The sequence below is a fragment of the Ruegeria sp. CI1 genome, from assembly GCF_056536925.1.
Map to the genome: position 1 here is coordinate 1 of NZ_JBQFQP010000006.1, position 22371 is coordinate 22371.

Here is a 22371-nt window from a genome sequence, read left to right on the forward strand (position 1 = left end):
CAACCTGCCGCAACTTCGAGACAATTTCTTCAGGCTTCGGTCGCTTGTTTGCCATTTCTGATCCTCCGTTTCCTAATCTTAACGGTGGACCCATTCAAATGGGGAGCCTCAGCACCATCCTCAGCAGCGGCTGCATCATCATGCAGCGGCAAGAGCTCGGCGAGCTCCGTGCTGAGCAGGACATCCGGCGCAACCCCCGTGCATCGGGCGGTGACCTCCGAACCAGGTTTCCAGCTGCCCGCCACGGTGGGCACCAAGACTTCGCCCACGATCCTTCGGAAGCTCGAGATGGGCCATGAAGTCATCGCCCGGAAGCTCGCCTCGTAGGCAACGCGCGCAGAACTCTTCGCAGCTCGGGCTGTACTTTGCCCCTCCTGTGCTATCCTCGCTAAGGTGTTGAGCCAACCGTCAAGGTCGACAGACGATACGCTGTCGGCGGTCCCGAAATGCGTGAGGACCTCGTGCACCCGCCCCGCGTTCTTCTGGTCGCCCTTGGCAAGCGCCCGCAGTACGGCGGCGAGAAGGGGCCAGCCGGTCAATGGGAGGACGGCCCCGGCAGCAGCGAGGTCGGTAAGCGCCCTTGCCAACTCCTCGTTGACCTCACCCATATAGGCGACAGGTCTCTCAGCCTCGACCATGAGGAGAAGCCCGTCCAGAGAGCTCACCCCGTCGGAAAGCACGCCCCGGTCGCGCAAGGCGGCGAAGGCTGGGTGATCACGGAGCACCGGAGCAATGTCGCTCACCGGGAGGAAAGGCAGATCCTCGCCAAGTGCCTGGCGCGCGGCGGTAAGGATCTCGTCGGACAGGTCAAGCACGTCCTCGGGCTTCCAGGCGCTGCCGCGACGGTCAAAGAGCCAAGGGATCCCGCCGATCTGGTCAGGGTCAGGTCGGTCGCCCCGTGCGAGTGCCTCAATAATCTCGACGGCGAAGCGCGAGGGTTCTTGTTGTCTGAGGCAAAGTGCGATCTGCGCCTCGGGTGACCAGTGACGCACGAGTGCCTCGGCACGTCTCTTCGCCGTCTGCTCCATAATGTCACCAAGCATCGGCACAAGGGCAGTCATGCTCGCTGGGACAGGCCAGTCTGGGTTCGATTGATAAAGGTCGTCCGCGGACGCCCAGCCACCCTTAGTCGTGGGAAGGATCGGCAGCCGTCGGAGCGTTTCCTCGGGAATGTCAGCGCACAGGATCGCCTCGGCCGCCTTTCGGTCGAGGCCGCATTCAGGCAGCTCCTCAGCATGGCGGTAGAGCAGATCACCAAGTTCCGCCCCCTCGATCGTAGCGATCGACAGGTGGCGTACCTTGACCCGATCGAGCGTGTCGATAACCTCAGCTGGCACTAGAACGTCTTGCGCTGAAGTTGCGATCAGCCGCGCAATCAGCGCGTCGAGCGCCGGGACTGCCTCGCGCAGTGCCTCGAGTTTGACACCAGGATCGAGCGCGCGCAGATCCCCGGCTGCAAGAACGCGTAGGGCGTCGCGCTTGTCCGCATCCTCCGTGAAGATCTTGTTCAGCAGTGCGGCGCGGGTCTGAGGCGAACCGAATGCCTCGGCCCTTCGCGCCAAGGAGCAGGCGGCGCCGGCATCGAGGTTGGCCAAGCGGAAGGTCGGCTCAGCAGATGGGCCGCGGCTTGCGTCGTCCAGCGCGCTGGCGACGGCGCTGGGAAGGATGAACGCCTTCGCCCCAGGCAGCGCGGCCGCCAACAACCCAAGAAGCATTCGTGCAGGCGGTGTGTCACGGAACAGCCTCCCTTCGCGCGCTGTGGCGTCGAGTTCGGCAAGGCTCAGCAGGCGGCTGCCACTGCCATCGAGCGCTCGCACTACAGGAAGTTTGCAAAGCTCCGGGTCGGCAAGTGCCGCTTCCAGGTTCTTGAGCCGGCGCACGATGGCGAGGGATGCCGTACCTGCGGCCTCGCCCTGCGCTTCGTTCGCGAACAGCGGCTGCAACGCTGCGATAAGTGGCCGGGCCTTGTCGGCGTCGAGCGTCGGGCTGTCTTCCGTCCCTTCCGGTAGCCATGCCCGGGACAGACAAAGTGGCGCGTTCTGCGCCTGCGCGAGTGCGCGCAACACGTAGCGCTCGGAGGCCGAGGGTGGCAACGGCACGATGTCCGAACAATTTATGGTGGCCAGAACCTCGGCGATCCGGGAATGCGGTGCAACCGCACGCGCCGAGGCGATCGCCTTCCTCAGCCGGTCGGTGACCGGCTCGGCCGCAGCCACGCGCAGATCATCGTTGGCGCATGCGACAAGTAGGAAACCTCTCAGAACGCGCGTGTGTCTTTCGCTTGCAAAGCACTCGGGCTCAAGCCCCGCCAGAAACTCCTTTAACTCGCCGGAGTTCCAGCCCGGCACTTCGGGCGCCAGCAGTGCATCTGTGCCGCAGACCAGCGTTAGGTTGCGCGCCGCCGCCCAGTCGACGACATTGGGCAAAAGCTCTAAGAGCGCGATGCGCCCACGGTCGTCGGGTGCCGGCAGGGGCCGAAGGACCGTCCCAGCCGTAACGAGGCGCCAGCGCGCCACCGTGCTGTCTCGAGTGATGTCAACGCAGCGGGCCAGCACATGTTCAGCCGCGATCGCTTCGCGGTGCGTGCGACCGAAGTCGCTGTTCGCCAGTGCGCTGACCGCGGCTGCTAGCGCCTCACTCGAGAGTACCTGTTGTGCCAGAGCGTCGTGAAAGACGGCTGGGATCAGCGGCAGAACAAGCTCGTCGCGGAGGCTACGGTTCCAATCCGCACGTAGCGCAGCCTCGTTCGAAGGCTTCTGCTCAGAGTGCCTCGGGCCGTCATCGTCAAGTCCGATGACGGCCTTGCGCCCACTGTCTACAAAAAAGCATCCATGGAGGAGCAGCTTCAGGCGTCCCTTGCCGTCATGGTGGAGGGCGCGAAAAGCCTGAGTTACCGGCAGGAGCACCGACCAGTCGGCAGAGAGCTGCCCACGGCTGTCAGGCTCGACCACGAGGATTGCAGTGCCGTGGGGTGTTGCCTTTTGTTTCTGCTCCTCGTCGGTGTCCGGGTTCCGGCTGAGTGGCCAGTTGTCCGACCCTCGAAGGTCGCTGCGGAAGTCGTCAGATGCACGACGTTCGCGGCCGAGGCTAAACATACCCGGGCCGAGCGCCCCCCCGAAACTACGATCACCTGGATCAAGTCCGTAGCCAACCATGCCAGGGGCCGCATCACGGTCGAGTTCGACGCGCACGCCGTTGATCTCGACCGACACGCGGCGCACATGACGCAGCGATGCGAGCATTTCAGCCAGGCGTTGACGGTCTGCAAGGGGCGAGAGGCTTTCAGGCGTGACATCCGTTGAGACACCGCCTTTGCTCGTCGGCTTGGGGCGCAGTCCGCGGCGTCGCAGGGGGAACCACAAGTTCAGTCTGCGGGAAGAGGATATGAAGCGCTCCCCCGCCGAAACGATAAGGGATGCATCGCTTTCGTCGATTTTGGTCCAGCGAAGGCAGTCATCGCCTTCGCGTCCGAGCGTCTCGAAAGGGTTGACGACAAAGGGAGCGTGTTCTGTCCCGTAACCACAGGGAACAACCACAAAGGCATCGCAAAGGTGAAAGACAGATTTCTGCCCGAGGCCGAAACGCCCCACGGCGGCCTCATCGAGCGCCTTCACGCTTCCGCCGAAGGTTTGCATGCCTGTTGCAGAGCCGGCGTCAAAACCACCATCGTTGACTAACAAAAGACCCGGCCCGCGGAGCAGCGGATTGGCAGCCTCCGGCCACCCACTGAGAAGGCTTACGGCTACGCTTTCAGCTTCCGCTTTCGGGTCGTCGGCATTCTGCAGAAGCTCGCGGAGGACAGGGAAGCCATCAGCATAGGGATAACGCTCAAGGTTGTGGCGCAGATGTTCGACGATGTCTTTTGGGTCGAATCTCATGACGCCCCTTTGATTTCTGCCTGTGCCGTCACCGCGCAGAGCGTGTTAATCAGCTGCATCTGCTCGACTGTATCGCATTTAGCCTCGCGTAGTCGCGGAGCCCCGAAGACCAGAGCCAAGCCTTTTGCCCGCGACACCGCCACATTGATACGGTTGAGCGAGAACAGGAAGTCCATGCCGCGCGGCGTTTCCTCGGCAGATGAGGCCGTCATCGAGACGAGACAGATTGGCGCTTCCTGCCCCTGGAATTTGTCCACCGTCCCTACCCGGATCACCTCGGGCAAGGCCTCGCGTAGCGCGTTAACCTGAGCGTTGTAGGGCGCGACGACGATGATATCAGACTGACGAATGGGGCGAGTCACGCCGTCCTTCTCTTTCCAAGCGCCCGTCAGCAGTTCCTCGACGGCATCTTGGATCGCCTCGACTTCTTCCAATGCGACCTGCGCGTTCCCTTCATGTGCCACCGGCACCCAATAGGCGCCGGCTTCCGGAAAATTCGTGCCGGTCACCGCCTGGCGGGCAGTATCGGGGTGACTTTCGAGACGACCCTCGTAGACCTGATCCGAAATGAAGCGATTGACCTCCGGATGCATTCGCCGTGTCACGCCGAGGAAGATCCCGCGATCCGGCGGAATAGTGGCGTGGTCACCCAACATCCATTCCAGACAGGACAGGTTTGCAGGCGCCGGATGCGCTCCTTGGATCACCTGCGGCAACTGGCGAGGGTCGCCCACCAGCACGATGTTGCGCGCGGCCCGGCCCATGGCGGCCATGTTGGCGAGCCCCACCTGTCCGGCCTCGTCCACGAACAGCCAGTCAAAGGCTTGAATGTTCTCTTCACGGGCAAAGAAGAAGGCCGTGCCGCCCACCACCTGACTACCTGACGCGGCTTCCGCGTTGTCGTTAGTGCGGCGGATCAGGCAGTCCTCAGGATAGCCATCCTCATCTCCGGACACCTTGTGGATGAGCTCCAGGTCTATCGGTAGATCTTCATCTTCCAACGCCTTCAGACATCCCATCAAGACGTTGCGAATGGCTTCATGGGAATTGGAGGCCACGCCCACCCGTTTTCCTGCTCGGACAAGCGACAGAATTGCACGCGCCGAGACATGGGTCTTGCCGGTCCCAGGAGGGCCCTGAATGGGCATCACCGTTTCATCCATTCGCTCGACTGCCGCGATGGTGCCTGCGACCACGTCACCCTGAGGCAGAATTGGGCCCGCGCCCGTCAACCTCGGGGCCGATCGCGAGAGAAGATCATCGACGGCGCGGTAGCTCCGAGGACCACACTGGTCATCGATCACATCACGAAGCGCCGACGCGATCACCTCGGCATTGATCGGCTTGTCCGGATGGAGTGTCAGGCGGTCCGCCAGGAGATCCGCCCGTGCTGCTCCAATCTTCAGCGTAATCGTGCGCCGCGTTCGATCGAATTCCTCGATGCTCACAGATGTGAAGCCTTCGGGGGTCGGAATGCTGGCCTTCTTGCCCCCGCGCAATTTGCTTTCCTGCGCAGGGAAGCGGTAGCTGCGCTGCACTGAGCGCTTGATCGGCTCGGCGGGCCCGGTCGCGACGAGGCCTCCCAAGGCGTCGAGATCATCGATCAGATCCTCATCGTCCTTGCCCAGACTGTCAAAGATCGCCCACCAGGCCGGTTTGGCCTCGCGTTTATGAAACATCCCAAGGTCGAACAGCATCGACTGTTTGTCTTCTGTGAGGCGTGACGCTGCGAGCTGTGCACGCAAGGCTTGAGCCTCGACATCCTCCTCATTTTCCTTCGCATCGGCAGGTTCAATGAGCTGTGGCCAAGGACCTTCGGGGCGGATTTCAACCAACCAGTCGCGGAGGCGTTCCGTCGAGACACAGTCGATGCGATTGTAGTCCTCGATCTCGTCGAGGATCTGCTGCTCGCCGGTTTCTCGCCAATGTTCGTAGGCCACAACCGAACCGCCCGCCGTTTTGACCTCGCCCTTGCGTTCGAGCCCGTAGAAGGCTTCCAGAGACTTGATCGAATAGTTTGGCTCGGAGCAGATTAGTCCTCCGCGCACAACGGCATAGAGATCCACAAAGCGGCGCTCCCGAAGCAGCCGGTCTAGGAACGCCTCACCAATCCCGTACTTCGCGGTCAGGCGGCGCAGGGCCGTGATTTCGTAGGGAGCGTAGTGATAGATCCGCGCCTGCGGGAACTTTGCGAGCTGGTCCCGGAAGAAGTCGAGCAATTCCGACAGGGCCCGCGCCTCTGCCTTGTGGTCATGCGCCCAGAAGGCACGAAAGCCACCGTCGAACCAGACGCCATGCAGATATTCGAGCCCGCCTTCGTAATGGGGGTCCCCCTCTATGTCGTAAAAGAGGTCACCAGGCTGCGGCGCCGGCAGCAGATCAAATCCCTTCCCGAGTTGTGGCGGACGCAACTCATAGTGGGGTGCCCCTAGCTTCCGGGCATTCTGAAGGCGCGCCTGGGTGCGTAGTTTTTCCAGCGTCTCATTCGCCATGCCGCGAATTGGGCCTGCATGCGTTGCCAGCTCCGCCATCGTGGAGATCCCGGCGGCCTCCAGCTTCTTGACCTGCCCCTTGGCGATGTTCGCCACGTTGAAAAGACTGTCCTCGGCATCCCAGACACTGCTGCAGTGATCCGCCCACCGACAGAGAGCGCAATCGGAACAAGGTATAGGCCGCGTCGTCGCGGGCTCAGCCACAAAGGCCTCAAGTCTAGCGCGAGCGGCGCGCGCGTAATGGGCATAGTCCGCCAGCCGCAGGGTCGCCCTCTCGCCTGTCCCCAACTCGACATGGGCAAATTCGGGCGCCATGCCTAGTATCTCGGTCAGAAGGTCGGAGTAGAGCACCAGTTGCAACACGTGCTTCGGGTGAGGCTGGCGCTTTAGCTTGGTATCGGCCACCTCATAGCTGAACGGACCCAGAGCCGAGGGCCGCTCGACCCGTTCCAGGAAGTCTGACCATCCGCCCCAGTTGCCCGCGAGAAACGCGCCCTGGAACACCACCTCGGCCCCTGTGGCAAGTGCAGCGCGGGTTTCTTGTGCGTTGGTAGCCAGATCACCCCGATCGATCTCGATCACGTGCCGCCCGGATGCCTTCAGCTTCGCCAAATGCGCCGCCTCATGCGCATCGCCCTGCTTTTGCAGCAGAGCGGCATCCTCGGTATCTTCTCCGGGCTCTGGCCCTTCTCCCCGCATGCGCAACAAATCGAGATGGGTTGCATGGGGGCAACCCATGAACCGCATCAGATCAGTCGCTGAAAAAAGGATGTTTCCGCCAAATTCCCGCATGGGTTCCTTCAATCAAAATAGTAGGCGATCCAAAGCAGACTCGTCACTTGCTCGCAGCTTGGCCCTCAACCGGAAAGGGTGTCAACATTTGTCACACATAATCCCGAGCCACCTCGTTCTGCGATGGATGTTCAATAGGAATATGCCGAAAAGTAAGGCCGATTCCGGGAGCGCTCAGGTAGCTCTCACTATGCGCAAGCTTTCCGGTGATATCAGAGAGGCCCGCTTTCCATTTGCCCCCATCCAGAGTGAAAAGCCCTTTCCGATGAGCTCCGCTGCGTCGTCCAGCGTCTTTACATAGACCGCGTGCTCCGCGTGATGCTTTTGCTTTCCATGGGCCGGATCTCCAAGCTTGTAGCCTTTTGCTGTGAATTGCGGCTCTTCGACCTTTCCTGCACGCGGAGAAACTCGTTCGATCCTGATTACCTGTCCAGTCATTGGTGGCTCCTTTCGTTTCACGATGCGCCTGCCAGCAATTCCACCTTGCTGATCGGGGCACGATCCGCTTGAGGGAATCGGCTCGACAGGACGCTAGAGCAAACGTAACCTGCGAGGGTGTCAAACTTTGACAGGCTTGTTAGTTGCGCTTATGTCTTTCTCTAAGGCCCAGGACCTGATCCGCCTCGCACAGCTGGCGGCGGCTCGGCGCCGAGGCGTCAGCCTCGAGGATATTTGCGCCGAGTTCGAGGTGTCACACCGAACTGCTCAGCGTATGACCGATGCGCTGGAAACCACATTCGGAAATGTCCTTTCTGAAGATGGCGAAGATAGAAAACGCCGCTGGCGCTTGACCGACCCGCATCTTGATAGGCTGCAGCTTCGCCACGAGACCGGGGTCGAAGCTCTTGAGATCGCTGCGCGCGCTGCCGAGTCCGATGGGCGTTTACGGCATGCACAGGCGCTTTCCGATCTTCGTGAGGGACTGCTCGCCCGGTTGTCCTCGCGGAATGCAGCGCGGGTTGAGACCGATGCAGAGGCGGTTCTGACGGCAATGGGTCAAGTGACGCGACCCGGGCCGCGCGTCAGCGTCTCTCCCGATATTCTGGATGAGATCATCGAGGCGCTGCGCGGCCCCTTCCGGCTACGCGTGCGCTACAACGAGGATAAGGAGACACGCATTCTCGAGCCGCACGGAGTGCTGCTGGGCCATCGCACCTATCTTGCTGCGCGCGACCCAGCCAAGGCCGATGAGGTGCGGAACTTCCGGATCGATCTCATCCGAGAGGCAACGGCACTCGATGAGAGTTTCGCGCTAGTGGAAGGGTTCACCATTGCTGGCTATGCCGCCAAGTCCTTCGGTGTTTGGCAGGACCCTGAACAATATGGCGAGGTCGTCTGGCGTTTTTCGCCGGAGGCCGCCGACCGCGCGGCAGGTTTCAGGTTTCATCCCGATCAAGTCCTTGAGCCGCAAGATGACGGCAGCCTGATTGTACGTTTCCATGCGGCCGGGTGGCTCGAGATGACCTGGCACCTCTACCAATGGGGAGACAAGGTCGAGGTTATTGCGCCCGAGGCGTTGCGCTTCATGGTGGAAGGCTATCGTCGGTCCGATTTCGGGGCGATGCCATGAAAGCAGTTTGAAACGGAGGTATTTGATGGACGGCAACCTGGAATTCAGTGCTCTCAAAGAAAAACAGCGGGTTATTCGCGCCGGGTTCCCGGAGACAATGGGACTACGGGTGCATCGCGCGATCAGTTGGGTCGGCAGGTCCGAAGCCTGTGACGGGGATGACGACGCTCGCTTCCTGTTTCTTTGGATTGCTTTCAACGCGGCCTATGCCGATGAGCGCGAATTTCAGTCGATCGCACCAGGCGAGCGCGCAGCCTTTCTGGATTTCTTCGGCAAACTCGTCGCGCTGGACCATGACAAACGGATCTATCGCGCTGTTTGGCAGAGGTTCACCGGCCCAGTCCGGATGCTCATGGAAAACCGTTACGTGTTCAATCCGTTCTGGCAGCATCATAACGGTATTGATGGGTATGAAGACTGGGAAGAACGCTTCAAGGCGTCCGCCAAGTCATTCGCTCAGGCTTTTCAGGCGGGAGACACTGCGCGTGTACTAAGTTTTGTTTTCGATCGATTGTATGTCTTGCGCAATCAATTGATTCACGGTGGTTCGACGTGGAACAGCGGTGTAAATCGAGCGCAAGTCCGGGATGGTGCAGCCATCCTGGCATTCCTGCTGCCCGTCTTTGTCGATCTGATGATGGATAATCCAGACCAGGATTGGGGAAAGCCTTTCTACCCTGTCATAGAGTAAACCTTTATGGGCCAACGCTCCTCGCGACCTAAACCCATTTCAGCTCTCATCATCCCGCGCTAGGCCTCGATGTTGTGGATCTGCACCCCCTCGCCACAGACCTCGCGAGCGATATCAACGACATGCTGATGATGCGTGAGATAGATCGCCTGTCCACGCAGCCCGACACGCTCCATCACCCGGCAGGCCGAGCGCGTGCGTTCCTCGTCGAAGGTCTCGAAGATATCATCGCAAAAGAACGGCAGCGAAGCCCCTTGATCCGCTAGCTGCTCGTAGGCCGCGGCGCGCAAGGCGAGATAGAGCTGGAACCGGGTGCCTTTGGACATGTCCTGAGCCTGTTTCGCCATGCCACTCGCATCCAACGCCAACAGGGTTTCCGATGCTCCGTCGATCTGGGTTTGGAGTTTGGAATAGGCGCCGTTCGTTAGTTCCGAAAACGCCGTTTCCGTGGCTTGCATCATCGCGCTGCGGTGGGCATCGCGGTACCGACGGATCGCCGCTTCTGCGAGGTGGTGACCCAAACTCAGTTCGAGATGCCGAAGTGCAACGTCCTGCATTTCGAGTTCCAGCGTTGTCTTTCTCTCGACCAGGAGCGCAACATCTGCGTCCCCGGCAATAGCGCGGAGCGCTTGTGCAGCGGCGGTCCGCGCCTCGATCGCGCCCTTGTAGAGCCCTTCAATGCCTTCGAGATCAGCGCCGATTTCGTCGAGCTCGGCCTGCAATCCGGTTTGGGTCGCCCCCGCCAATACGGCTCGGGCTTCTTCCAGGCTCTCGAGGTCAAGGAGCGACGTCAGAGTGCGCTCAAGGTCCGAACGTCTCGCCCTGTCAGAGATGACTCCGTTAGCAGTGCTGACGGCCTGCCGCAGAGCGCCCAGAGAACTGGTATCTATGCCTTCGGGAAACACCCGAGCCAGTTCAGCAACGGCACGGTCTATGTCGTCCAGGATCTTTTGAGCCTCGGCCAATGAGACTCCACACGCCTTAATCCGCTCGTTCAGGTCGCGCGCCTTTTCTTCTGCGCCCATTGCCTGCTCCGACATGGCCTTTAGAGCTTCGTAGTCGGACAGTGGCGATCCAGTCGGAATGCTACCGACCCGCTCGACCAGTTTCTGCACTTTCTCGGAAAACTGGGTCTGGTCGTCTTCCATGGAAGAGACCTGACGCTCCAACGCCACGCGTTCCTTGTCGTCTTCACGTAGATCCTGGAGCGGTTGCAGTGAGGCCTCAAGCACGCCAGCATCCAAACCCTCCGGCAAGGCCGCGGCCGCCCGCTCCATCCAATTACGGCGCGCGTTCGATGCGTCCGCGTCAAAGGCGGCAAGCTTGTCGGCGCGCTTGGTCCGATCCCGGCTCAGCTCATCAACACGCGCTTTGACGCTGCGCAGGTTTTCCTGATGCGTGCGCTGCGTGGCGAGACTGGTTTTTGCGACGGCGACCAAGTCGTCAAACTCCGGCGCGTCGCGGCGGATGTGCTCCGAGAGCACTTGGATCAGCCGGTCTGCCTTTTTGAAGGTCTCCTGATGCTCGTCTTGAAGCCGGAGCAGTTCGGCATCGGCACGTGACGCCAATTCAAGCTTGCGCAACCAGTTCACGAAAGTGTCCGGGGCAACTGTGGTTTCGAGACCGGCTTCGGTCGCCGCCCCCGCCAAACGCTCCAATATAGTGTTGCGCGCTTGTTCCAGTGCGGAGACCTGTTGCTCCACCGAGCCCGCCTTCGCGTTCGCCGCCGCGAGATCGCGTTCTTGCTGACGCAGTGTTCCAAGATCAGCAGCCTGCGAAAGTCGGAGATCCATTGCAGTATCGACACGCGCCATTGCGCCCTCGAACGCGTCAGCGCTCTCGTTGGTCATGCTGGATCTGTGGGCCTTCCAGAGGTCGTCGCGACCCGCGCGGATGCTGCGGGTCTCGTCATCGTCTACAAGCCCGTCCATCGCCTTGATCTGTGCGATCCGGGCGTCGCGCTCCGCGATTTCGACTCGAACATTCTCCAGCTCTTGGACCGCGGCCTCATAGCGCTGGGTCGTTTCCTGTACATCGCCAAGCAGAGTGTCGGCCTCTTCCACGGTCAGAGGAGAGGTCGGAAGAGCCTCAAAGCTTTGTCCTTTGATGGTGAGCGCATCCAGCGCCGACCGCCGGTTACGGCGCGCGGTCTTTAGAGCTTCAGAGGCAGCCGCATGGCGCGCGGAAAGCGTATCGACATCAAAACGCTCGAAGATCTCGGCCAAATCGACAGTGATAGAGGTTTCAGCACCGAGGGTGCCTAGGCGCTCCTTGGCTGCCCCGATCCTTTCGTCGATGGCCGCCACTTCGTCCCGCTCACGCGTGACCGCGGCTTCTGCATCCCGCATCCTCTCCCGGGCCTGCTCGAGGTCCAACAAGGTGGCCGAGGACAGCACCAGATCCTTCGGGTCGATACCGGCGGGTGCACCAAGCTCCCGAGCGGCCAGGCCCATATCTGCGAGAACCTGTTCGAGCGCCTTGCGGCGCCGATCCAGGTCCAGGTCGGCCGTCGCGTACCGGCTCCTCAAGGCGTCCAGATCCTCCAACTCCTGCGTCAGCGAAAGATGCTCGGGGTGGTGTTCGATCGCGGCCAGATCCGAACGCAACCCTTCGAGCTCATCGCCGAGTTTCGTGATGTCGCTCTGAGCCGTGGTCTGTTGGGTGAGCATCCGCACTAAGTCTTCAGGGTCGACATCAAGTTGCGCCGGCCAGGTGCTGAAATCCGCCAGCTGGTCATCAAGCAGACCGATCTCGCCCAACACGGGCAAGGCCTTGAGCCTGGCGTCCAGCTGAGCTTTCGCGGCAAACAGCTCCTTGCGACGTTTGGAAACCTGGGCTTCCTCGAGCAGCGCGTCGTCGAGCGCCTTCTTCAGACCTCGATACTGTGAAGCGGACACATCGAGTTCCCGGATCTGCTTCTCGACGTCGGCATGTTCTTTTTTCAGACCTGCGAGCCGGGTCGTGCTCGCGCGCTTGCGATATAGACCGTCCGCTTCCGCCCGCACACTATCGAGAACGTCGGAAAGTTCGCTGATCCCGGCCGCCGCAGAAAACAGCAGGCGTCCGATATCGCCCTTGGCCCGGGTGATTTCGTCGCCCCCTTTTTCGATGGTCAGGTCGTCCAGACACAGAAGGTTCCTGTAGTCTTCCTCGGACAGGCCGCCGAGATGCGCTTGCAGCGCGCTGTTGGGCAATTCCTGGCCATGGGCATCGCGGAGCGACGGATCGCGGGTAGGTACCCGTGTGAAGGCCGTTTCAGTGCCGTCGATATCCAGCAGGCCAGAAACCCGAAGGTTTTTGCGCTGGTGGAGGAAATCGTAAGGCTCCCGATGGGGAAACCCATAAAGAAGTCGAAGATAGCCTTCCATCGTCGTGGTCTTGCCGGCCTCGTTCGGCCCGTAGATGACGTGAAAATCCGGCATGCCTGGATCTGGCCGGGCCCCAAAATCAAATCGCTTGCCGGTAAACCCGCCGAAGAGTTCCAGATCGAGCTTTCGCAGGCGCATCATTCCGAAGCTCCCTTCATCAGGGCAAAGAGATGCTCGGACCCAGCTTCAGCCAGCCCGGATGTCAACGCAGAGAGTGCCTCCGCATCGGTCATAAGCTCAGCGCGCCGGGCCGCTGGAAGCTGCGATAGCACCTCGTCGACTTCGGCCTGCGCCTGCGCTGCAAACCCCTCTTCCGCCGCGATCTGCGCCATCAGGCGGCCAAGCTCATCGGTGGCACTGGTATGGCCCCCCGCCGCGGGCGCCTCGAGCGCAAAGCTGAGCTTCTCGACCCAGAGCCGGCCGGTTTCTTCGGCGATTTGTGAGACGGTTTCGGTCCAGATGTCCCGGTCACGCAGGACATGCCAATGCCGTGCCGTTCTCCCTGAAAGTGTCAGACGCAAGATCGCATCGTCGTCGGGTCGCAAGTCCGCGATCGGAGCATGGAGGCTTTGCCGAATCCGCTGGCGGATTTCGTCGTCATTTTCCGCCCCGGACACATCGATGTTATGGCCAATAAAAGACACGATGGAGGTCGGAACTTCCGCCACGGCAATCCCCCCGCCTTCGATCGTCAAGAGCGAGGCCGACTTGGAACCCGCCTCGCCAATGTCGCGGCCCTGCGGGATGCCGGGCATGACGACCCAAGGCGCTTCGCTATGCACCTGTCGTTTGTGAACATGGCCGAGCGCCCAATAGTCAAAGCCCAGCGTGGCAAGTTCGGCGACGGAACAGGGCGCGTAATTGTCGTGGCCTGCCGCTCCGGCCAAGGACGTGTGGAGCATCGCAATGTTGATGGCACCGGACACCGGCGCGCCAAACTTGCCGAGCAGGCTTTCGGGGGCGTGTTTGCCGCTGAAGCTTACGCCATGGATCCAGACATCCAGATCCGCCAGCTGTACCTTGCCGCCGCGCCCATCGAACACATGGACGTTGTCAGGGAGCGCGACTTCGCCGGTGATCGGGTTTTCGGCGTCGTGATTGCCTTTGATGTAGAACACCGGGATCTCGGCAGCCCGCAGCCTTTCAAGCTGCCCCCCCAGAAACGCCGCGGTTTTCGCGCTGCGTTGTGCCCCGTCGTAAAGGTCACCGGCGATCAGAAGGGTAGCAACGCCCTCGGCGAGCGCGGTATCGATGATCCGGATAAATGCAGACCGCGTCGCGGACTGGATATTTGCGCGCAGAGCCTCGCCGCGAAGCGCCAGGGACGTGAGCGGCGAGTCCAAGTGAACATCGGCGGTGTGCAAAATCTTGATCAAACATATTCTCCCATAAACCAGCCCAAACGACTGCCCGCGTTCTCAGCTCGGCGCCCACCTTCCGCAATTCATTCGGGTCGCGCAGCAAGAATCGATCTCCGGCCATTTAACCCAATCTACGTGCCATGGGTGTCAAATTATGACATGGATGGTGCGGTTCCGGCGATCGTGAAATCGGGCTCCGGGATTGCCGAAACAGATTCCGAAACTTGTGAGGTGCAGCCCGCGCTCCCAGTTTGGCCGTTTAGACCCATCACGAAGGGGCGAGACCCCTCGTACAGCTGGCTGATCGAGGCTGGCCCTCATGTCAGCGTGCGGCAGCCCCATTGGGCCCGTGGAGCGCCCGTACGGCCTGTGCAGGGCCAGCCATACGGGCGCTGAAATTGAGAGGCCACGGGCAGGCCGCGGCCTCTCTTGATCTAAGCCCCTTTCAGGCCGCCAAGGCGCCGCGTCGCCTCAGTCGTTCTCCAGCGGCCGATTGCGCAGAGCCTCGGTCGGCAGGCCGAGCCGTTCGAGCCGGGCGATCAGCTCTTCCCGCTTGCGGCGCTTGTCATCGATCTTTGCTTCGACGGCCGGCTGGACCTCCAGCATGATCGTAACGGCCCTGAGAAGCGCCGGCACGTCGCCTTTAAGCCCCTTGCGGCAGAGCGCCAAATAGGCGGCCTCCAACCCCGCCAGCGACACGGGCTTCCCATCGGAGGTCCGGGCCATCACAGGTTCTGACAGGATCGCTGCGGCGTCCCTGAGGTGGTCCGCCCGGCTTTTGGGCCGACCCTTCGGATTGCCCGACTGCCCCTTCCGCCATTTACTGGCCTCTGGCGGCTTGCCATAGCCGATATCATATTCGTCACGCATCGCCGTCGCCCTCCTTCTTCGTCGCCTTGGCGATCCGGTTGAGAATTTCCACGACCTTTCGCCTTTTGGCATCTGGATCGAAACGGTCCGTGTCAGCGGCATCGGACTCTGCGAGAATCCGGCGCTGCAGATCCAACGCACGACGATCACCGGCAAGCGCCAGCTCCCGCAGGCGGCGGATAAGGGCCTCGCGGATAGGCATCTGGTCGTCACTGCCCTGCAGCTTGACTTTGCGGTTCAGCACCCGGCTCAGGTGGCCCCAGAGGTCATCCTGTTTGCGCGGACGCCCGCGGGGATTGCCGGACTTGCCCTTCTTGAAGCGGTGCTGTGCCGGCGGGTTGGCATACCCCGCCGGCTGATTGGTCTGATCGCTCATTTTGCAACCTCCGGTTCAGGCGCCTTGGCCTCAGTGGCGCGCGTCTCGGCCGCGGCCGCGAAGGTCTCGCCTGTGGCCTCCAGCACCGGCCCAACGCCCGTGAGCGCTGCGTAGCGGCGGCAGATCACGTCACTGTAGATCGGGTCGAGCTCCACCAGCCGCGCGACACGGCCGGTGCGCTCGGCCGCGATCAGCGTAGTGCCCGAGCCGCCGAAGCCGTCGAGCACGATCTCGCCGCGGCGGGTGACGTCCTTGATCGCATCGGCCACCAGCGCCACCGGCTTTACCGTCGGATGCAGCGCCAGGTCCTGCTGGTTGCCGCCGAAGCTGTTCACCCCGGGATAGTCCCAGACATTGGTGCGATAGCGACCATGTTCGCCGAGGCCGAAGGTATTGGTGTGCGGCGCGGTGCCGACTTTCCAGACATAGATCAGCTCATGCCGCGAGCGGTAGAAGGTCCCCATGCCGCCATTGGTCTTGGCCCAGACCACGAGGTTTTTCAGCTCGCTATAGACGCGTGAGCCAGCCGCGTGCAGCTCAGCCATGTGGCGCCAGTCCATGCAGGTGTAGTGGATCGCGCCATCGAGGCTGACCGCCGCCATGGCGCCGAGAGAGGCTTCGAGGAAGGCGGTGAAGGTAACCGCATCCATCTCGCCCGAGGCCATGGCAAATTCGCGGTGCTTGACGGCGCCAGAGCCGCAGACATGTCCGTCGATCTTCACATTGTAGGGCGGATCGGTGAACACCGCCCGAGCGCGATCGGCACCCATGAGCGCGACATAGGTCGCCGGGTCGCGTGCGTCGCCGCAGATGAGCCTGTGCTTGCCCAGAACCCAGACGTCGCCCGGCTGGGTCACCGCCGGCCCAGACACGGGTTCGGGCATCTCATCGGCCGGGTCCGCGAAATCTTCGTCGGCACTATCGTCGAGCATCAGGTCGAGCTCTGCGGTCTCGAAGCCGGTGATCTCCAGCTCGAAGTCGAGATCCATCTCGGCCAGCGCCTGGAATTCGATCTTCAGAATCTCGCGATCCCAGCCCGCGAGCTCGGCTAGGCGATTATCGGCGATGATGTAAGCGCGCCGCTCGGCAGCCGTCAGATGGCCCAGGGCGATGGTCGGCACTTCGGGAATGCCGAGCTGCTTCGCCGCAGCCACGCGACCATGGCCGGCAACGATGCCGCCCGCGACGTCGATCAGCACCGGGTTGGTGAAGCCGAAGTGGCGGATCGACGCTGCGATCTGGGCGATCTGCTTGTCGCTATGGGTGCGGGCATTGCCCGCATACGGAATGAGGTCACCAGTCTTGCGATAGGTGATCTTGAGCCGGGTGCTTTCCGGCAGGGTCTTGATATCAGCCATTCTGGGGCCTTTCGGGTTCGCGCTGCCGGCTCGCCGTGACAGGGACCAGAGCCCAAAAGGGTGAGCCGGACAGCGCTGTTTCAGGGAGAGGCCGGACCGTAGGGTCCTTGCGAAGGGCCGGTCGCCCGGCACGAGATCGGCAGGCCCCCCACCGATCACTTCGCATCTTTTTGACCGGGCACTTTGAGCCCGGGTCGGGTTCACTGGATCGTCACTGGGTCTTGACCGCAGTGTCGCTCCCGCCCGCCTTCATCAGTGCTTCGACCACGAGCAGAAGCTGCAGGTCGGTTTCCAGCATCTCAGCGCTCCAGCCGACATAGGCGCCGAAGCGGATCATCGTCTCGATGTAGTGATCGAGATCATCCGATGAGAACGACGACAGCGGAATGGCCGGAATCTCATCGACACCGAGCAACCGGCCGGCTTCAACACGCCCGCGACCGGCGACGATGTTGCACTCGTCATCGATCACGATCGGCTGAGCGCCGTTGTAGTCGTAGATCGTCCGCTGGAAGTGGTCGATCTCGGCGTCGCTATGTTCGCGCTCTTCGAGCAGGAGATAGTCCAGCTCATCCGGATCATACCGGATGACCTTCGCGAGGGTTTCGTCCCTCAGGTTGGGAACGTCCGTTCCCTGGGTGATGTTGGTCATGAGATTTTCTCCTCTGCATACCAACTTGCCCCCAGAGCGTTCCGGGGACTTCCAATCTCATTCGCGGCGATCTGGCGCCGCTAAACACCGTTGGTTCCGTTGATACGCAGGCAACCCGGTGGATTGCTGCGGAGTTGCCGGGATTTCGGCCCGACCCGTGTGATAGTCCGATGCTATCCACGATCCGTTACTTCTGAGCCGGCAGCTGTTTGCGGCTCAGGGTCTACATTGTGGCGCTTCCCCATGAACGCAAGGGTTTTCTGCCCCGATGTATAAATGGCTTATATAGAATCTGCATTCCGGACCGATTTTCGGGGATTTGTAGGCCTTAAAACACGGTCTTGGCGCCCACGGCTATCGAGACGAATCGCTAACTCGCACCGGAGCCATGTTCGTCGAGCAAGGCGCCGACCGGCACGCCCAGCGCCGCTGCCAGTTTATCGACCACGGTGATCGTCGGATTGCGTGCCCCGCGTTCCAGGTCGCTGACATAGGTCCGGTGCAGCCCGGCCTGATGCGCAAACTCCTCCTGCGACCAGCCTTTCGACTGGCGCAGACGGCGCATGTTGAGGCTCAGGCGTTCGCGGATCTCCATGCCGCCCAAAGGCGGTTGGTGTCGTCGATCCGTCTACAGACGAACAGTGACATTCACGCTTGACCTCAGCCGCGGCGCAAGCGTTGTTCGTGTCACTGATCGACGACAATTTGGGATTATGACGATGGTGGAAGCGGCAGATGCAAACGAGATAGAGGCGAAGAAACCTCGGGGATTTGGCGATCCCGTCATCATGCTTGCCGACCATATCGAGGAGATAGGGCTGGAGCAGGTCGGCGTCTCGCAAGAATACCGCTATGCTTCCCTGCCGCTTTGTGTGATCGACGCGGTGTTTTCGATCGGTGTGAAATACACATCCACGCAAGCGACCGTGGCGCGGTTCTGCGACAAGTCCGGCTGGCCGCGCTTTGCGCCGTTGCGCGAAGATCGTGGCGCCGGGACCCACAGCCTCTCGGATCTGCTCGCGCTCTATGAGGGGTTGACCTCGGAGGCCGCAGCCCAGGTGCTCTTCGGAAACCGCCAGCGTACATCGACGACTTCGGGAATATTGAAAGCCGAAGCGGTCAGGCTGTTCGCCGAAGCTCTGCGCAGGTGCGAAATCGACACCTTCGCAGACTTCACGCCGGATCGGCTGGAGCTTGCCGAAGCGATCATCCTCGGCCTGCCGGGCCAGGGTAGCGGGATCGCTTTCGACTATTTCAGGATGCTGGCCGGTGATGATGACCTCATCAAACCCGACCGGATGATCCAGCGCTTCGTCGCCAATGCGCTAAGGATCGAAAAAGAGCCTGAGCCCCGGCAGGCGGCGGTGTTGGTTCGGCTTGCAGCCCGTGAATTGACGGAACGCGGGCATCGCTGGACGCCGCTCAGCCTCGATCATGCGATCTGGCGTTATCAGAGAGCCCAGCGTGCGATTGCTGGAACGGTTTAGGTTCGTCTGCCAGACGGCAGAAACGACTGGACTTTAGCTCCGCCGGAAGCGGTCCTTGCTCGACAGAGGACTGGAGCCGGAACGTGCAGGACACCGAAATACAGGAGCTCTTCGCCCGGCTGACCGCACAGTTCGAGGACTGCGCGGCTCTGGCGGCCGAAGGGCAGCGGGCTGGGCTCAGCCAGGCAAGAGCCGCCGGGCTGCTTCGCGAGATCAGGGATGTCACGAAGCGAACCGAACAGTCTCTTTCCCTGGTCAAAGAATATCTGGATGGCGGACATTAGTTCGAAGGGAAAAGCTGTGCGCCGAGCCCGGCCCTTAGCGGACCGTAGGGTCCGCTCCATTCTGCGTAGCCGCATCCCGTAAAACTGCCATTGGGCCTTTGGTTCGGCGGTATGATCGTTCGCTGCAGTGAACGGAGGTTATCATAGCGGCGTCTCTATGTGCTGTCATCGGAGTATGGTGTGTTTACACTAGCCAGATCGATCGCACGGCAACAGGGATGCTTGCAAACTGGCATGCTACGCTCAGTCGCCGACCAGCAGCAGATACACCCGCATGCGATCCACCACCGCAGGATACTCTTCCATATTTGAGAGCTCTGGCTCACGCTCGAAAGTGGCGGAATAGGCCTGATGAGTCTGAACGCGGCTCAGGAAGCCGCGCTTGATGTCGCTAAAGGCGAGCTTGTTCGGGGTGTCGAAGCCGCGTCTGACCCCGGCGGCAAGGCAGTCAATAACAGAGACCGGTGTAGCCGTTCCGTCGGCGACTGCAGGTATCTCGCTTGCCGTGCGCGCGGCTAGACCGGCAGCGAAGGAAAGGCTGAGCGGCACTAGCTGAGAGACTAGCTCACGGGCACGCGGGCAAATCGCTTTTTCAGCGGGGTCGCCGCCGAGTTGTCTTTCGATTTCGCGCAAGGGTTCGCCGCGTAGCCAAGCCAGAATGCCGGGTTCGAGGCTTCTTACGGCGTCGGCCGTCAGCGGTCCGTCCTTCTTGTTTCCGGTAGCGCCGAGAATTGCCCTACCATCACGGATGAGAATGGCATCGCGCGCATCCTGATCCTCTGCGAGCCAGTTGATGATCCAGGACGTCCAGTCCGGTATTGTCTGGGGCAGCCGTTCAATCTGATCCTCGATCCTTTGCCGCAGCGATTTGAGGATGCCGAGCGGCGCGCCGCTCTGAGTGGCAAGCTCCGCCAGGACCTGATCATCGGCCTCCTTCGCTCTCACGCCGATAAGCTCGTTCAAACGCGCGACTTTCGCATCGAACTCCGCCTTCTGATTGATCCTTATGGCCGTGAAGGCAGCCAGTGACCGCCCTATTGAAAAGCGCGTCGTTGCCTCGGTTTCTGCTCCTTCAGGCGCGACCGCAGTGGCCAGGCGATTCAGGGCATACTCGACATCGGGATCGGCAGCAGCCGCCACATTAATACGATCAAGAATTGTCTGCAGGGGATCGCTCAGGGACAGACAGCGGTCGTCCTCCGGCAGTACCGATTTCAGCTTGTCGAGCACCCCTTTTGTGAAGGGCCTATCTTGCCTGAATTGAAGCACGGCTTCAGGGATCAGGAGCACAATGCCGTTGGCGAGGTGACCGGCGCGACCTGCACGGGCCGCAGCATTCAGTATCTCGTGCGCCTCCAGGTCTTCACGCCCTCCTTCGTCCGGATCGCTGCGCTTGTCCCCGGCAAGAATGGCAATATGAGCCGGAAGGTTGAGACCCTGCGCCAGCGTCGGTGTAGCGACGATGACTTTTGCCCCGTCGGCACGGCGGAACAAGCGCTCTGCCAGATCGCGCTCCAGCCTGAGCATCAGCGCATTGTGGGGCACGGCGGCGGCGGGACCGGGCAAGATCGCGTGTTCCAGCCCGCCAAGCTCGATCTCCAGCGCCTTCCATCTCTCTTCTTCATCTTGCGATTGCTCTGGCGGGTCACCCAGCAGCGCCGAGATTTCACGCGCAGTGGAAGCGGCAGTATCCTTGCGGTTGACGAAAACGATGCCTTTCAGGCCGTTGCGCGCCGCAACAGCCGCAACTTGCGCGGCGACCTTGTTTACATTCGGCGTCAGATAGATCGAACCATTCCGGTTGAGCTTACCGGTTAACGTGACCGGCGCATCGGATATGGCCGTCAGGGTGCAGCTTGGCGCTGCACCGGCCAGCCAGTTGTGCTGAAGCCCAAAGAGAGCATGCGGCGGGCACTGCAGCGCTTCGGCAGCCGGTTTGCGCAGGTTCTTTGCGCGCTTTTTCTTGCGGGCATCCTCCGCGCGCTGAACAGCGATCGCGTTGCGAGTCATCTGCACGATGGCGGCACTCTCATACAGCAGAACTCCGCGCGCCTGTCGGCTCGGCTTCCAAAGCGGATCCGCAAGAACACAGGTGCGACCGGTGAGCTCTTCAATCCACTCTGCGAATACAGCGCCATTATCAAGCATCGCGGAAAGGAACAGAAAGTCGGCTTCCGGTGCGATGCTGTTGAAGGCAAGTACGCAGAACATTCCGTCCAGCGCCCGGCGGAGATTCGATACGGGGCTGAGAAGATGACATTCGTCAAAGACCAGCAACCCTACGTTTTCAAAAGCCTCGGGCGAATATGACAGAAGCGCAAGACAGCGCTCCGGCGTCATGACCTCGATGCTGTCGAAGTTGGTGCCGGAAGCGAACAAGCGGTCGAAATCGCTCGAAACAACCGAACCTTCCAGGGATTCCGGGAAGACTTTCTGTAGATCGTCGGTGAGCTGATCCACAAGCGCGTGAGTTGGAGCCAAGAACACAACCGACTTGCCGCTTGCCAGTACAGCGGCAATCTTCAGGCAAGAGACCGTTGTTTTTCCCGCGCCGGTCGGCAGAACGAGCACGGCGGACTTGCCACTCTCGTGGAATCCCTTCGCTATGGCTTCCCTATGATTGGGCCAGACGAATGGTGCGGCATTCGCACGATGCCTCAGCCAGCTTCGCCAGTAATCCCGATCTGAACCATCGGGCGGCTGCAGGCGTGTAACCGCCGCGCCCGCAATGGAGTCATAGGCTGCCAGCAGCAGTGAGGCGAGGTGACGCGGTCCCGGATAGGTGGTCTGAAAATTCTGCGACAAATCACCGAGGCGACCGTGCTCCAGCGAAGATAGGGCCAGCACGCGGGCGAACGCCGCCCTTGCGCCGTCGAACCGCCCTGCCGCCATCTCGGGCATATCTTCTGCCAGAACTTCCGCGGCAAACAACTCGACACCGACGACGAGGCTCTCGAAGAGCGCCGTTGTCCCCCGCTGTTCAAGCAGTCCACCGGAGAAGAACCCCTCCGGACGGCGCTGCGCGCGGTCGAGAATGCTCTGGAAATTGCCGCGAGCCAGGTCACGAATGTCTTCGGCCAGAATGGTGCAGACATAGTCCTGCTCTCCATCTTCCGGCCTGATAAAGCGCGCGGCTTCGTGGGCGTCCGCGTACTGCTCGGCCACCAGAAAAAGCACCGCCGCCGCGATCGC

Annotated in this window: 15 protein-coding genes; 4 read left to right on the forward strand and 11 right to left on the reverse strand. The window is 61.4% G+C overall.

The genetic code is table 11. The annotated features are described in order from the left end of the window. Positions 1 to 29: 29 nt before the first annotated feature. The 3 genes from ACR0LZ_RS08365 to ACR0LZ_RS08375 all read right to left on the reverse strand — a co-directional run bounded on the left by ACR0LZ_RS08365 (position 30) and on the right by ACR0LZ_RS08375 (position 7600). Complete coding sequence (locus ACR0LZ_RS08365; protein ID WP_480749341.1) at positions 30 to 3878, reverse strand: sacsin N-terminal ATP-binding-like domain-containing protein; 3849 nt, start codon at positions 3876 to 3878, stop codon at positions 30 to 32. Beyond that, positions 3875 to 7162 carry a TM0106 family RecB-like putative nuclease gene (locus ACR0LZ_RS08370; RefSeq protein ID WP_480749342.1) on the reverse strand — a complete coding sequence of 1096 codons (3288 nt, stop codon included), beginning with the start codon at positions 7160 to 7162 and terminating at the stop codon, positions 3875 to 3877. Before ACR0LZ_RS08370 ends, ACR0LZ_RS08365 begins: the two co-directional genes overlap by 4 nt. 174 nt (positions 7163 to 7336) lie before the next feature. Further along, positions 7337 to 7600 carry a hypothetical protein gene (locus tag ACR0LZ_RS08375; RefSeq protein WP_480749343.1) on the reverse strand — a complete coding sequence of 88 codons (264 nt, stop codon included), beginning with the start codon at positions 7598 to 7600 and terminating at the stop codon, positions 7337 to 7339. Between the two features lie 151 nt (positions 7601 to 7751). Between ACR0LZ_RS08375 and ACR0LZ_RS08380 the strand changes: the two genes are divergently transcribed. Beyond that, entirely contained in the window at positions 7752 to 8732 is a 981-nt protein-coding gene (locus ACR0LZ_RS08380; RefSeq protein WP_480749344.1) for a helix-turn-helix transcriptional regulator, read from the forward strand. A gap of 25 nt (positions 8733 to 8757) precedes the next feature. Continuing rightward, positions 8758 to 9423 carry a hypothetical protein gene (locus ACR0LZ_RS08385; RefSeq protein ID WP_480749345.1) on the forward strand — a complete coding sequence of 222 codons (666 nt, stop codon included), beginning with the start codon at positions 8758 to 8760 and terminating at the stop codon, positions 9421 to 9423. Between the two features lie 59 nt (positions 9424 to 9482). Here ACR0LZ_RS08385 and ACR0LZ_RS08390 read toward each other — a convergent pair whose 3' ends face one another. From ACR0LZ_RS08390 to ACR0LZ_RS08420, 7 genes are all read right to left on the reverse strand, one after another. Continuing rightward, positions 9483 to 12932 carry an ATP-binding protein gene (locus tag ACR0LZ_RS08390; protein ID WP_480749346.1) on the reverse strand — a complete coding sequence of 1150 codons (3450 nt, stop codon included), beginning with the start codon at positions 12930 to 12932 and terminating at the stop codon, positions 9483 to 9485. Further along, positions 12929 to 14167, reverse strand: coding sequence for a metallophosphoesterase family protein (locus ACR0LZ_RS08395; RefSeq protein WP_480749347.1), 1239 nt, complete (start codon positions 14165 to 14167; stop codon positions 12929 to 12931). Before ACR0LZ_RS08395 ends, ACR0LZ_RS08390 begins: the two co-directional genes overlap by 4 nt. Before the next feature lie 456 nt (positions 14168 to 14623). Further along, complete coding sequence (locus tag ACR0LZ_RS08400) at positions 14624 to 15022, reverse strand: DUF5681 domain-containing protein (protein WP_480749348.1); 399 nt, start codon at positions 15020 to 15022, stop codon at positions 14624 to 14626. After that, a complete protein-coding gene (locus ACR0LZ_RS08405; RefSeq protein WP_480749349.1) occupies positions 15015 to 15398 on the reverse strand; it encodes a DUF5681 domain-containing protein in 384 nt (127 codons plus the stop codon). Before ACR0LZ_RS08405 ends, ACR0LZ_RS08400 begins: the two co-directional genes overlap by 8 nt. Beyond that, positions 15395 to 16756, reverse strand: coding sequence for a site-specific DNA-methyltransferase (locus ACR0LZ_RS08410; RefSeq protein WP_480749350.1), 1362 nt, complete (start codon positions 16754 to 16756; stop codon positions 15395 to 15397). The genes ACR0LZ_RS08405 and ACR0LZ_RS08410 overlap by 4 nt, the downstream gene beginning before the upstream one ends. A 211-nt stretch (positions 16757 to 16967) precedes the next feature. Continuing rightward, positions 16968 to 17408: a ParB N-terminal domain-containing protein gene (locus tag ACR0LZ_RS08415; protein ID WP_480749352.1), complete on the reverse strand. Its 441-nt coding sequence runs from the start codon at positions 17406 to 17408 to the stop codon at positions 16968 to 16970. A gap of 370 nt (positions 17409 to 17778) precedes the next feature. After that, positions 17779 to 18003, reverse strand: a complete 225-nt coding sequence (locus ACR0LZ_RS08420) for a helix-turn-helix domain-containing protein (protein WP_480749353.1) — start codon at positions 18001 to 18003, stop codon at positions 17779 to 17781. A 124-nt stretch (positions 18004 to 18127) separates the two neighbouring features. On the opposite strand from ACR0LZ_RS08420, the gene ACR0LZ_RS08425 reads away from it, so the two are divergent. Next, a complete protein-coding gene (locus tag ACR0LZ_RS08425; protein ID WP_480749354.1) occupies positions 18128 to 18895 on the forward strand; it encodes a hypothetical protein in 768 nt (255 codons plus the stop codon). An 83-nt stretch (positions 18896 to 18978) separates the two neighbouring features. Next, positions 18979 to 19179, forward strand: a complete 201-nt coding sequence (locus tag ACR0LZ_RS08430) for a hypothetical protein (RefSeq protein WP_480749355.1) — start codon at positions 18979 to 18981, stop codon at positions 19177 to 19179. A gap of 243 nt (positions 19180 to 19422) precedes the next feature. On the opposite strand, the gene ACR0LZ_RS08435 is transcribed toward ACR0LZ_RS08430, so the two are convergent. Beyond that, the gene (locus ACR0LZ_RS08435; RefSeq protein ID WP_480749356.1) at positions 19423 to 22356 is read right to left on the reverse strand and encodes a DEAD/DEAH box helicase; all 2934 of its coding nucleotides are present in this window, start codon (positions 22354 to 22356) and stop codon (positions 19423 to 19425) included. Between the last annotated feature and the right edge of the window lie 15 nt (positions 22357 to 22371).